Annotated in this window: 10 protein-coding genes and 1 pseudogene; 2 read left to right on the top strand and 9 right to left on the bottom strand. The window is 60.2% G+C overall.

What is annotated here, in order from left to right:
• Positions 1-9: 9 nt before the first annotated feature.
• Positions 10-492: a type IV pilin gene (locus tag C483_RS19595; protein WP_006654152.1), complete on the bottom strand. Its 483-nt coding sequence runs from the start codon at positions 490-492 to the stop codon at positions 10-12.
• A 342-nt stretch (positions 493-834) separates the two neighbouring features.
• On the opposite strand from C483_RS19595, the gene C483_RS14675 reads away from it, so the two are divergent.
• Positions 835-1,668, top strand: coding sequence for a hypothetical protein (locus C483_RS14675; RefSeq protein WP_006654151.1), 834 nt, complete (start codon positions 835-837; stop codon positions 1,666-1,668).
• A gap of 32 nt (positions 1,669-1,700) precedes the next feature.
• Here C483_RS14675 and C483_RS20065 read toward each other — a convergent pair whose 3' ends face one another.
• Positions 1,701-1,952: a hypothetical protein gene (locus C483_RS20065; protein ID WP_152419889.1), complete on the bottom strand. Its 252-nt coding sequence runs from the start codon at positions 1,950-1,952 to the stop codon at positions 1,701-1,703.
• 149 nt (positions 1,953-2,101) lie between these two features.
• Positions 2,102-2,341 (bottom strand): MarR family transcriptional regulator, encoded by a 240-nt coding sequence (locus C483_RS14670; protein WP_006654150.1) that lies wholly within the window; start codon positions 2,339-2,341, stop codon positions 2,102-2,104.
• A gap of 663 nt (positions 2,342-3,004) precedes the next feature.
• On the opposite strand from C483_RS14670, the gene C483_RS14665 reads away from it, so the two are divergent.
• Positions 3,005-4,072 carry a tyrosine-type recombinase/integrase gene (locus tag C483_RS14665; RefSeq protein ID WP_006654149.1) on the top strand — a complete coding sequence of 356 codons (1,068 nt, stop codon included), beginning with the start codon at positions 3,005-3,007 and terminating at the stop codon, positions 4,070-4,072.
• A 323-nt stretch (positions 4,073-4,395) separates the two neighbouring features.
• Here the strand turns inward: C483_RS14665 and C483_RS20935 are convergent, their stop codons facing one another.
• The 6 genes and pseudogenes from C483_RS20935 to C483_RS14635 all read right to left on the bottom strand — a co-directional run bounded on the left by C483_RS20935 (position 4,396) and on the right by C483_RS14635 (position 11,028).
• Positions 4,396-4,551: a hypothetical protein gene (locus C483_RS20935; RefSeq protein ID WP_241431521.1), complete on the bottom strand. Its 156-nt coding sequence runs from the start codon at positions 4,549-4,551 to the stop codon at positions 4,396-4,398.
• A 313-nt stretch (positions 4,552-4,864) separates the two neighbouring features.
• Positions 4,865-5,577 (bottom strand): annotated as a pseudogene (locus tag C483_RS14655) (DUF2270 domain-containing protein).
• A 119-nt stretch (positions 5,578-5,696) separates the two neighbouring features.
• On the bottom strand, positions 5,697-8,261 hold the full coding sequence (locus tag C483_RS14650) for a methyl-accepting chemotaxis protein (RefSeq protein WP_006654146.1): 2,565 nt from the start codon (positions 8,259-8,261) through the stop codon (positions 5,697-5,699).
• Positions 8,258-9,526, bottom strand: a complete 1,269-nt coding sequence (locus C483_RS14645) for an ABC transporter substrate-binding protein (protein WP_006654145.1) — start codon at positions 9,524-9,526, stop codon at positions 8,258-8,260. Before C483_RS14645 ends, C483_RS14650 begins: the two co-directional genes overlap by 4 nt.
• 174 nt (positions 9,527-9,700) lie before the next feature.
• Positions 9,701-10,087 carry a hypothetical protein gene (locus C483_RS14640; protein WP_006654144.1) on the bottom strand — a complete coding sequence of 129 codons (387 nt, stop codon included), beginning with the start codon at positions 10,085-10,087 and terminating at the stop codon, positions 9,701-9,703.
• A 23-nt stretch (positions 10,088-10,110) separates the two neighbouring features.
• Positions 10,111-11,028, bottom strand: coding sequence for a GNAT family N-acetyltransferase (locus C483_RS14635; RefSeq protein ID WP_006654143.1), 918 nt, complete (start codon positions 11,026-11,028; stop codon positions 10,111-10,113).
• Positions 11,029-12,309 lie beyond the last annotated feature (1,281 nt).

Genomic DNA, 12,309 nt, shown 5'->3' with positions numbered 1-12,309 from the left:
CACTATTTATTATTCGCAGTCAATCGTGAAAGATTGCTGTGCTGTTTCTGTTTCAGTGGAATCTGGACTTTCTCCTAGGTATGCTACCACGTCAATTGTCTGCTCACCACTGCTGCTATGACAAATCTCGTCAGCTGAATCATCAGAGGAGCTATAGCTACCTATTGTGCCAACGCTTTCTGTGTAGTAAGCATCATCATATGTATAAGTGTCTCCTGTATCCTCGCCAATACCTCCACCAGCTAATTTCACACCGTCAGCACTTTGCAAACTCGTCACTGAAACTTCCACAGAAGATGTTCCGTCACCTTCGATATCTACTGCTGCGTTTGCTTCTTGGCCAATACTATCACCCATGTCCAGCACGAATGCCGCGATCACGGCTGCGAGAATGACGGTTATCGCAACCATGAGAATGACGCCGATAACAGGCGATACTGCACGCTCTTCTTCGTTGCCAATTAATTTGGCACGGTATTTTGTTAGATCCATTGTTTGCTTCGTTTTGGTTTGCAGCACCCCAAACGGTGAGAAGACTTATTCCGGGGTCCGTGGAAGGACCGGGTGACGCTCGAGGGGGATTAGGCATCGAATCCTCGGCGTCGTCTTCTCGTCGCGTTTCGGTGCTTGTCGCAAGCACTGGAAGATCAGTATATATAACCAATAGATAGTGAACCATTTCGGGTACACATCAAGGAGCACATGGGTTTCAGATCTGATAATCAAGGGGGTGCAGAGCACCTACAGCACCCCCTTGAACCGACGCCGTCTTGCATTCTCAGATCTGAGAGTGACAACGGCAAGAATTTTGCCAGTCTCATGTGACTCGCTCCTATGGACTGGGACGAACCGGTGATCGACGAGCGCGACCTCGCGCGCACCTACGATGGAGGTGCGTATGCAGATTCGTGGGCCGGCGTGCTCGACTATCGGGCTGTCATGCGCTACGCGAGTCAGCACCCGGACAAGGGCTCGTACGCGATCTCGAACGCGCAGGATATTCCACGTGGGCGCGTTCGCGGGTGGGTCGACGACGATGGGATGCCGGACGCTGCTCGCGGAATCGAAACTGTTCGCGAGCTGGGCTGGCTGGATGCAACCTATCGCGACGATGCCTTTCTCGCGCTCAACACGCTCGTCGCGAACGTCTTCTCTGGCGGTTCGATCGCAACCGAGACGTACACACCCTCCTTTGCGCTGAACCATCGCGACCACCGATCCCACGTGATCGACGCGCTGGAGATGGCCGGCCTCGAGCACGAGTTCTATCACGAGGAATCCGAGGAGAGAGCAACCGAGGTTCGTCCAACCACGGGAGGGACGGTTCTCGGAAGGACGCTTGCGGTTCTCGGTGCACCAGTCGGACCGAAAACCGAAATTGGTGATTTGACTTTGCCCTCGTACTTAGCGGAAGCACCGTCTGAAGTATGTGAGTTCTTTGTGCTCGCCTATCTCGCGAACCGTGCAATCCACCACCGCGACAAGGAGACGGTGCAGATCCAGGAGGAGCGACCCAAATCCTACCGGGAAGAACTGGCTGCGCTTATCGAAGACACTGCGAACGAATCGGTGACCGTTGGGCCGAAGCAGGTGACGATTCCGGTTGCTGCTGCACGCTCGCTTGGGCTTCAGCCGCGGTATCGGAAGCCGGTAGACGCTAGAGAATAAGAAGTGGAAATCTGCACACTCTACATGCAGATTTACCACTCTCCGATTCTTAGAGCCAATCCAATAACCCACACCACAACCAATCCGATAGCAGCATCTGTGTTAAATAAAAATCCTACTAATATAGCTAATGAAATGAGTATAATAGCAGGGACATAAGAAATTAACATTGCAATTACCATTCCAATAATCAACAATGCTAATAAGAGTAAGATTGACAGGATTCCTCCGAATACACCTCCAAGTATATCTACTAATCTTTCTGTGAATGGTCCAATCTCCATTTGACAATCAAACCTCAAGTTGATCTGTAAAGAAGCATTTGTTTTGAGAAACAACGGTCGTAGCATTAGACTGGAAATCCGGCAGCTCGTTCACCTGTACTTACCGCTATAGAGGCAGTACCATCATTTGCTGAGGGTTTTAGCAGCGCCTACGGTTCCGGCTCGAGTTCGTCGGCCTCGAGGTCCCCGTTCAGATACGCGCGCCCGTGGTCGGTGATCTGGTAGAGTCCTTCGTCGACGCGATCGACGAGATCGGCGTCGTGCAATTTTCCGAGTCGCGTGCTCAGATAGTGTCGCGAGTAGTCGGTGTTGACCGCCAGCACCCGCGGAGAGAGGATCAACCCGCTATCTGAGAGGGTTTCGAGAATGCGGTCGTCTGCCTGCGTCATCCACGAAACCCTCGGTCTTCGCATACAGGAAGGTGCGAGACAACCATTTTATCAATACTGGTTACTGTGATCGGTAGCAACATTCGATTCACTGTAGATTAACGTACGGTCGGTTAATTATAAGTAGGTACGATGTTTCGGTGTCGATGACGGAAGCCAGACGGACCCGCCGCTGCCCGGTCGGGTCCCTGGAAGAACGCGGACCCGGTGTTAGGGGCACCGGCCCGCCTGGCCTCCGTACCTAAACTACGGAAGCATGCAATCGCTCGACGCAACGGGGGATAAACTCCCCGATCGACAGTATCGATTAGACTCCGGCCCACAGCCCACGGCCCGGTCAATCCGGCTCCGAACGACTATCGGAAACGGAATCGGAAAGTATCGGAAATCGGCAGACGTACGCGAGAGGCTTCAACAGCCACGAATTTCACGAAACCCCGATTTATCGGAAGAATCGGAAACGGCCCTGCAACGGCTAAGTATCAGTGGTCCTTTCGATCAGATCTACCGACGGACAGCGACCGTGCGCGCCCCCAGGTACCAACTAACGGCGCGCACGGTGAGTCCGCGGTCCCACAGACGTGAGACCATGACAAACCAGACACCCGATCACGGTAAGCGTATCGCATTTTCAGATCACAGCGGCGCGTGCGGAGTGCGTCGATGAGTCGGCGACGCCGCCGTCCGGACCCAGAAGACTTCACTCCTCGAGAAGCGGTCCGTCGGTACCTCCGTCGACGCGAAGCGGACTCCACTGAAGGGAGTCTCCACGGCTGGGAGTACCGACTGAAGCTGTGGGTCGAATGGTGTGAATCGGTCGGCATCGAGACCGTCGGCGATCTTCGTCCGTATGATATGGACGAATACTACGAGATTCGTGCATCGGATGTCGCCCCGGCCACGCTCGAGGGCGAGATGTGGACGCTACGGAAAGTCGCCGAGTTCCTGGAGGACATCGGTGCCGGCCAAGATGGGCTCGCTGACGCGGTCCGCATCCCCGATCTCGACCCGGAAGACCGGTCGAACGATACGAAACTACACACCGACGATGCGGCTGCACTGCTCCGGTTCTACCGGAACAGCGAGGCGAAGTACGGAACGCGTGCGCACGTGTTTCTGGAACTCGCGTGGTTCACCGGTGCACGACAGGGCGGGCTCCGTGCGCTCGATCTCCGCGATGTCGAGCTGGGCGACGATCCGTACGTCGACTTTCGCCACCGGCCCGATACCGGAACGCCGCTGAAGAACAAACTCGGCGGTGAACGGCCGGTCGCGCTCACTCGAGAGACCGCGCACGTCGTCAAAGAGTACCTGCGGAAGCACCGGTACGACGTTCACGACGATCACGGCAGGCAACCGCTGCTCGCGAGTGCGCAAGGCCGTCCCGGAAAGAACACGCTCCGCGTCTGGAGCTATCTCGCGACGCTGCCGTGCCGATACGGCCCCTGTCCGCACGGAAAGGAACAGGAGGCCTGTGAGTACACTGACTACGCGCACGCGAGCAAGTGTCCCTCGAGCCGGTCACCGCACCAGATCCGGACCGGGACGGTCACCTGGCTGTTGAACCGCGGCTGGCCGCCCGAGGACGTTGCAGAGCGAGTCAACGCGACGGTGAAGACGATCGAACAGCACTACGACAAAGCCGATCCCGAGGAGCGACGGCGACGCCTTCGCGAGCGCATGGAGAAGCGGCGTCGATCGCTCGTCGAGCAGCTGGATTTCCACCAATGAGACAGACTAACACAGTTACGACGATTTCGCACAGTGAGCAACCCAAGGGTACGCAGTTTGCGGGTAGTTCCCCGCTGCGCCGGCCCATCATTCTGCCCGCATTTCACGGCGACGAGCGAAGCGAGGAGTCCGAAATGCGGGCGATGATGACGGCGCGCAGATTCGAAGTAGACCAGACGCGTGCAGCGAATTCTGAGTGTCACTACAGTCGCCAGGGTGTGACCAAGCGAGCTGCAGCACTCGAGTACCACTCGCAAGTAACACACAGCCACAGCAAAGAAACTCGACACACGAGCCGTGGACTCAGACGCTATTCGGGCGACCTACTCCGCAGTAGTCCGGTCTGGTGACGGATCATCGTCGCCGTCACTCTCTCGGCCAGGCTCGGTTTCGATCGCTGCTCGGCCGCCGTCGTCGTCTTCATCATCGACTAGCACAAAGTCGGTCGAGCCACAAGGGCAGCTATCACTGCCGATCATCTGGATATCACCGTCCGGCCACTGTCGAGCCGCGTAGATGGAGTCACAGTTCGTACATTTAGCTAACTCTCTGGAAACGTCGTCTCGATTCGCCATCGGTTTCGACCGTGTAGTAGCAATATCTCTCGAATTAGGGTTTCTATTCCCGAATCTGTCGCCCCAATGGAAGAACCGGTCCTGACCGATTCGGTTTGGGCTGCTCCCAGAGACAAGACGGTGTCACTGACCGTTGTGGGACCGGAAACCCGGCACCCCCTCATCGCTGGTGTGACTCTGCTGTGATACTACCCGCACTCGAGTTCACCCCTCAGAACTACCGCTCCCTCGTCCCCTTCCAGTCGCCGCTTTCGACGCCGTGAATCTCACCTTTCGCGTGCCGTTCTGCCGGCCAGGCCGCGACGACCACCACGGCGAAGTAGAACACCGCCAGTCCAGTTGCGACGACGATTCCAGGAACGCCCGGCAACTCCGCGGCCTCTGTCCACTGCGCTTCGGGCGTGAAGAGCGTCACTTTGCTGACCCAGGCGACGCCGACGATGGCGAATAGGAGCGCGTACACGCGTCGAACGCGTCGAGAGAGTGCCTCGAAGAACGACACTTTAAATGTCGGTCGGCGAAGGTCCTCACCGACTTCCTCGCGCCAGCGGGGGTGTTCCACACCGGCAGGATCGAACGCGTTCGCGAAGACGTTCTCCTGCAGCAGTCGCACGCGAGCGCGCCACACGTCGTAGAATCTGTAGCGACGCACCTCGAAGAAAAGGAACATCGAGAGCAAGAGCAGGCCGACGAGCAACAGGTACGCCGGCATGTCCGCACTCGAGAAGACCAGCGAGAGCAGCGCGGCGATCAGGGTGATCGCCCAGTCGGTGGTGCGGTCGAGTCGGTCCTGTGCGCTGCTGGCCTGGCTGACCTCGCCGCGGTAGAAGTGGGGACCATTGCGAGGAAGTCGTCGGGATCGGTGGCAGCGGCCGCGCCGATCTCTTCGTCCTCGGTGTCGAGTGTGTCGTTGTGTCTGTGCCGGTCCATGCTGGTCGTACGTCACCGACGGCTATAGCCTCGCAGCCGTCGAGAGCCAGAAAATCGCCTGATCGGACAGTTCTGGTTCGAGAACGTCCGCTGGCCCCAGAACGACGAGGACGGCGTGGTCAGCGGTGTGTTGGCGAGCCAGACGGCCGGTTACTGGTGCCGTCGTCAGTTTCCGACCCGTTGTACTCGCTGCTGGCCAGTGTTGCTCCACTGGGTCGTTCCTGCCCGTCGCCCGGTTCTTGGTTGTCTCGCCCGTCTCGCCCGTTTCGTCCGCCGTAATCGACAGCCGTCTTGAACCGATCGAGTGTCTGCGAGAGCGCAGCGGCCTGGTCTGCAAGCGAGTCGACGCTGTCGGTAACCTCGGTGAGCGAGGCCGTCTGCTCCTCCGCTGCAGCCGAGACGTTGCTGGCCTCTGCGGCCGACTCCTCGCTGCTGGTCGCAACCTCGTCGACGGCAGTGACGACCTCCTCGGTCGAGGACGCCTGGGCGTCCGTCGCCGCGGAAATCTCCGTGACACCGTCGTTGGTGTCCTCGGCGAACGAAGCGATTTCGGTGAGCGACTCGACCGCCGGCTTCACCGCCTCGGTGCCCTCTTCGACGCGTTCGCTCGTGTCTTCGACGACGCTGACCGACTCGTCGGTCTTTTCGCGGATGTCCTGGATTCGGTGGTCGATCTCGGCGGCAGCCTCCTTCGCGTCCGCAGAGAGCGCCTTGATCTCCTGGGCCACCATATCGAAGCCACCCGCTTCACCGCCCTCGCCCGCTCGCGTCGCCTCGATACTCGCGTTCAGCGCGAGCAGGTTCGTCTGGTCCGCCACATCCGAAATGGCGTCGACGAGTTCGGTGATCTCTTCGACCTCGTTCTCGAGTGACCGGATCGTTTCGACGGCGTGATCCGCCTTCGTCTCGACTTCGGACATCTCCTCGATCGCGGCAGTCGCGGCCTCACGGCCCTCGCGGCTGGACTCGACGGTGCGCTCGGCGACAGTCGAAACCTCCGTCGCTGTGGAGGCGATCTCCTCGGTCGTCGCCGAGAGATCGGACATTTCGGCATCGACCGTCTGCAACTGGTTGCTCTGGCGCGCCGAAGCGTCCGAAATCTCCTGGACGGAGTCAGCGACCTGCTCGCTCGCGCGCTGGACCTCCGTACTCGAGGCGCTGACCTGCTCGCTCGCTGCGGCGACATCCGTTGCGAACTGCTTGACGTCGTCGACGGTGGACTCGAGTTCCTCGAGCATCGCGTTGAACTCGGCACCGATCTCCTGCATCTGCTCGTTGTCGGTGTCGACGTCGGCGCGGACGGTGAGGTCGCCGTCTGCGGCGGCGCGCATGGTCTGGCTGTACTGGTCTGCGGCCCACCGGAGTTCGTCAGTTACCTCGGCCATCCGCTCGCGTTCGGCTTCGGCTTCTTCCTGTGCCGCTTCGGCATCGGCTTTGGCCGCCTCGGCGGCTTCCTGTGCGGCTTCTGCGTCTGCCTGTGCGTCGCGGGCTTCGGAGATCCGCGTCTCGAGTGCGCCGCTCATCTCGTCGAACGACTGGTACAGCTGGCCGACCTCGTCGATACGGCTCGTCGAGAGGTCGACGTCGAGGTCGCCGGCTTCCATGCGCTCGGCGCGGTTACGGAGGTCCTCGAGTGGGGTGACGGTCTGGCGGGCGAGGAAGAAGCCGCCGACCAGCAGGGACAGAAGCCCGGTGCCGATTACGGAGAGCAGGGTCCAGCCGACTGCATTGCTCGCGGCGAAGGCCTGTGCTGCTGGGACGGTGGTTACCGCGACCCAATCGTTGTCGGCGGTTGCGCCGTAGCCGATGACGAGACCGGCGTCGTCATCACGTTCGAACGCGGTTCCCTCGCGGACGAGACCGAGTGATTCGACGAGTTCGTCGTCCGGCTCGCCGGCGAGTTCGTCGCTTGCGAGCACGGTGTCGCCGTCGGTGTTGAGGATCATCGTCTCCTGGTCCTCGTGGAGTTGTCTGAGCCCGTCCACGCGGTAGTCGATCGTACCGACGACGACGGCGATTCGTGCTTCGTCGCCCTCGATCGGGCTGGCGAACGCGATCACCTGGTCGTCGAGCGACGTGGACTCGTACGCCGTTGGCGAGTACCAGACGTCGTTTGCGGCCGTCAGGTCGACGCCAGGTTCGATCTCCGTCCACGGTTCGTCGACGGCACCGAGCGATTCGCCGCGCAGTTCGCCGTTGGTGCTGGTCAGGACTGCGTCGTCGTTCGTATCGACGACGTGAACTGCCCGAACGTCGACCGGGAGTTTCGCCTGTTCTTCGACGACGTACGCCTCGGCGGTCTCTGCGTTGGTGCCCGCGAGTGCCGACGCCGAGGAGAGCGATCGCGTATGCGATTCCATCGCGATCGTCCACTCGTTGATCGAGTCCGCGTGCATGTCGACCGTCGCAGTGAGTTGCTGCTCGGCGTCGGACTCAACGGTCCGCTCGGCGTCGACGTAGCCGACCGCCCCGACGGCTGAGATAATCACGAGGATGAGGAGGATCGAGATAATGAATTTTGCACGGTAGCTCCCCCGAATCATCGTGGGAACCGCCGATCGAATCCGCTGGCTGACACCGCCGTCGTCGGATGCTGACGGTGGCTCGTTGGCGGTGACCGATTCGTTCTCGCCCGCTGCACCGTCGCTCGGTTGCGCATCGTCAACCGACGTATCAGCCGTCATTGTGCCACCCCCTCTGGCTCGTGTTCCGACAGTGGGTTGATGCTGTCCTCGCCGAACGTGAAGTACTCGTAGGTGATCGAACCACCATCGCCGCTCTCGTCGAACTCAATCTCACCGGACGCCCCGCGGTACCGGATCGGCTCACCGGCAGCAGCGAGTTCGAGCCCGTCGGCGAGTTCGCCCGGCTGGATCTCTGTTCCGTCACCGGTCGTCACCTCGATCATGTGTGATCGAATCGCTGCACCGTCGTTCTCACCTGCAGCGGCGTTTGCGAGCAAGATCGTCGCGGCCGCATCGTAGGAGTTCGCCGTGAATATTGCTGGATCCGCTCCGAACTCATCCCGGTACATCCGAGCGAACGTCCCCTGTCCAGGACCCGATGAAACCGGTGCAGTGCCGTAAATATCGGTGAACGAGGCATCCACACCCTGTGGAATCGAGTCCTCCTGCAGTCCGTCACTGACGAACACGACCTCGTCGCCGGCATGTCCGTCATAGTAGTCCGTAAGCAGCCCAACTCCGTCCTCCATGTAGGAAACCAGAAACAGGATATCCGGCTCGCCCGAGAGCGCTTCAGCGATCGGCTCGTCAAAGGACTCACTTCCCTCGGTGAACGACACCTGTCGTTGAATCTCGCCGTCGAACGACGCCGAGAACGCACCAGAGAGCTGTCGGCCGTAGTCACCCGCCGTATACAGCGTTGCTGCCGTCTCCGCATCGTGTTCGGCGACTGCAAGCTGTGCTGCGACGACCGCCTGCATCGAGTCATCCGGTGCGGTCCGGAACGAAAAGCCACGGTCGTTGAGAATACCGACCGTCGGCGACGTACTCGCTGGCGAACAGGAGACGACCTCCGCTGGAATCGTCGCCTGCTGTGTCATCTGCAACGTCACGTCCGACCCCGCTGCGCCGACGACTGCCGGATAGCCGTCCTCGATCAGGTCAGCGACCGCGTCGACGGCTGCCGTTGGCGTCGTTTCCGAGTCGACACCCTCGTACTCGATTGTTACATCGAGTTCCGACTCCTCGAGTTCAGCGATCGGCAGCGTTGTCGCGTTCTCGAGTGCCCCACCGACTGCACCGAGGCCGCCCGACTGTGGGAGCACGCCGCCGTAGCGCAGCGTTCGCTCGGACAGCGCAGGCCGGCTATCGCCGTTGGTGTCGCCGATGAGTCCGTCTGACAGACAGCCAGCGGTTGCGACAATTGTCGCCCCTGCCGCTGTCGACAACAGGTCCCGTCGTCCAATCCGCTGCCGTTCACGCATCGATATCCCCTGGAAGCACCCGACTGCCCCTTGCCATCCAATCCATGGCTATGTGTCCAATTTTCAGAGTTTCAACGTTGTGGCCATATTCTGGTTCGTTGACGGCTCTGTCGACGTACCATCTGTGGGGGCCACTGCCTGGCAATACCCACTGAAAATCGGACGGATTCTCCCTCAGAGATCGCGAAGCCGAATACCGTCGTCGACGAGTCGCGCATTTCGCTCCCGGTCGATATGGTCTGCGAGGTCATCGTGTTCGTACAACTGGGCAACGACATCCGCGTACAGCGTCCGCCAGGCAATTGCATAAATCGGTGACTGGCCCCACGCGCGAAGCTCCGGCACCAGGTCGTCGTAGGTCTCATAGCGCGCTTCGAACCGGTCGATCACATCGAGAAGTTGGGCGGCCGCCTCCCGGTCATCCTCGGCAGATTCGATTAGCTCGTTTACTTGCTGTTCCCAGCCGCCGACAGCCCGCTGCATATCGGGTGCAGTGACGTCGTCGTCGGCCGGTAATCGCTCGAGCAACGGTTTCGGAACACCCAGTTCGATCTCCTCCATACGTCGGTGTCTGTCAGCAACCCTCAAGAAACTGTAGGCCACGCTGCGAACAACACCTCGTCGACGTACTCTCCGTCGATCCGATAGTGCTCCGCCCGCTCACCCTCTCGATCCCACTCCGAGAGCAACGCAATCGCCCCCTCACTCGTCGCTGGCACCCCCTGTACCAGCTTCCGGTACCCCGCCTCGCCCGCCCACTCGAGTCCGTACTCGAGTAGCGCCTGGCCGATGCCCTGTCGGCGATGGTCGGGGTGGACGCCGACGGTCACCTCGGCTGTGTGCGAGCGGGACTCGAGTGCGGGGGTGTCGAGGTGGAGCCAACCGACGAGTGGGTGGTCATCGTGACTGGTGGCGTGGCTGTCGGTGTCTGCGTCGGTGTCGTCACTGTCGATCTCCTCACTGTCGGTGTCTCCGTTACTATCGTCACTAGTGGCCTCTGTATCCGTGTCGAGCACGGCAACAAAACAGACCCGAGACGCTGCACCGTCTTCGGTGCCGTTCACGCGAACCAGCGCTGGCGCGCGTTCGAGTCGCGTCGCAAGGTCGGCAGCGACCACGTAACCGCCGTCGGCTGCGACAGTGCGCATCATCTCGAGGAGAGCCGTCCGATCACGTTCCTGCGCGCGCCGGATTCGAAGTCGCCCTGTGTCGGTCTCGCGTTCGGTCGGTGCTCCGGGGAGTGAGACACGAAGGGCCCCCTCGTGCTCGGTAAGCCATCCCTCAGCTACCAACGCGTCGAGACACGATGCCAGTTCGGTCGGCGACAGCGCTGCTTCCTGCGTGTATCGACCGGACCGCGCCGGCTTCGAGTGGGTCGGTCCTGCATCGACCCGAACCGATCGCAGCACCTCCGCACGTGTTGCCGTTCCGTGTCGCTCGACGAACTCGTAGACCGCACGCTGACTGTCGTCGTCGAACGATGGGGTCGCGTCGCTGTGCATACCTGCTGGCCCACCGAGCGGGCGTATGAGTGTGCGGGTTGCAGTCGAAACCCGCGATTTCGGTTCGTGCTATCATCGCGGTTCGTGAGTGGTGACTCCTATCGTTACCCGCAACTGGTCCTCGTCCAGAGACGGCGCCACCGCTCCGTCGGTCGGTCCTCTCCGAGATCAACGCAGGTACTCGAGTTACCGAGCAGCCAGCCGGCTCACAACCCTATTCTACATACCGACATATGGTTTATCGGAAAACTTCTGATTGCGCACATACAAAATACATCGTCGCTGTCGGGAGTCGCTAGCTACGCTCCGACGAGAACACTCCACCCGCACTTGCTCGCGTTCGTGGCTAACACAGAGCTGTTACTCGAGTCCCTGCCTACTGCAGCTGTCGATAGCGGTCTTCCCGGTGGGTTGACTCGTGAATGGTGTGCCCGGTCCCGTTTCCAATCCACCCTCGAAAATATATTTGATCGCTGGTAGCCGGTTCAGGGTCGTGTCGGCCCGGTCTGCTATGACGATGTGACGTGTCTTTGCGGATGTCGCAGATACCTGTGTCTGTTCGCAAATCGAGTATTGTGGAGCTCCTATTTGACACCGAAATCCGGGGGTTCTGGCTTCGAACTGGGACTCGAATCCGCTCGGTCAATGGAGTGGCACCGATTCCGTGCGTGTGTGCTGCGGAGAACGTGCTCGGTATCGAGCATGGGTGGTTAGGGGGAGGTTTCCCACCAACGGTGATACAGAGCTGCATTGCTGACCGAGATCGTCTCCACTGTGGCAACGACCGACTATTACACACTCATTGCACGGTTCGCTTACGGGTCACTTCGTTTCCCCCTTCTTCTCGGGTTCTCACTCATTTCGCTCACGGGTCACGCTGTTCCCCGTTCGCTTTCCGCGGTTCTCGCTCACTTCGTTCGCTCCGAACCGCGCTCGCTCCGAACCGCGCTCGCTCCGAACCGCGCACCCTCCGAACCGCGCTCCCCTCAAACCGCATCCACTCCGAACCGTTCGTCGTGCGATCAGGCGTGCAGTGGTTCCCAGTGGCTATACACCGGGGTCACGGCTTGCGTTGTCTGGGGTTGCGACCGTACGATGTCCATCTTCACTTCGACCCTGCCTGCTCATCGTCGGATTTGTTGTGAACTCTGAGAACAAGTCGCGTTAGAGAGTGACCACTGCGTGGTGTGTGTTCTGTGACCGGTGTCCAGTGTCTCGCCACCATATGACCACCTGGAACTGATTGATTGACTGGCTGCTTGTCCTCATTCTCGCTCGACG

The sequence above is a fragment of the Natrialba hulunbeirensis JCM 10989 genome (assembly GCF_000337575.1).
GTDB lineage: Archaea > Halobacteriota > Halobacteria > Halobacteriales > Natrialbaceae > Natrialba > Natrialba hulunbeirensis.
The sequence above is the reverse complement of the archived record's forward strand: the minus strand, read 5'-3'. Positions and strand labels throughout refer to the sequence as shown.

Coding starts and splice junctions, on each gene's coding strand:
- C483_RS14635 (WP_006654143.1), bottom strand. CDS start 11,028: ATGCACAGCGACGCGACCCCATCGTTCGACGACGACAGTCAGCGTGCG.
- C483_RS14675 (WP_006654151.1), top strand. CDS start 835: ATGGACTGGGACGAACCGGTGATCGACGAGCGCGACCTCGCGCGCACC.
- C483_RS14650 (WP_006654146.1), bottom strand. CDS start 8,261: ATGACGGCTGATACGTCGGTTGACGATGCGCAACCGAGCGACGGTGCA.
- C483_RS19595 (WP_006654152.1), bottom strand. CDS start 492: ATGGATCTAACAAAATACCGTGCCAAATTAATTGGCAACGAAGAAGAG.
- C483_RS14645 (WP_006654145.1), bottom strand. CDS start 9,526: ATGCGTGAACGGCAGCGGATTGGACGACGGGACCTGTTGTCGACAGCG.
- C483_RS14665 (WP_006654149.1), top strand. CDS start 3,005: ATGAGTCGGCGACGCCGCCGTCCGGACCCAGAAGACTTCACTCCTCGA.
- C483_RS20065 (WP_152419889.1), bottom strand. CDS start 1,952: ATGGAGATTGGACCATTCACAGAAAGATTAGTAGATATACTTGGAGGT.
- C483_RS14670 (WP_006654150.1), bottom strand. CDS start 2,341: ATGACGCAGGCAGACGACCGCATTCTCGAAACCCTCTCAGATAGCGGG.
- C483_RS20935 (WP_241431521.1), bottom strand. CDS start 4,551: ATGATCGGCAGTGATAGCTGCCCTTGTGGCTCGACCGACTTTGTGCTA.
- C483_RS14640 (WP_006654144.1), bottom strand. CDS start 10,087: ATGGAGGAGATCGAACTGGGTGTTCCGAAACCGTTGCTCGAGCGATTA.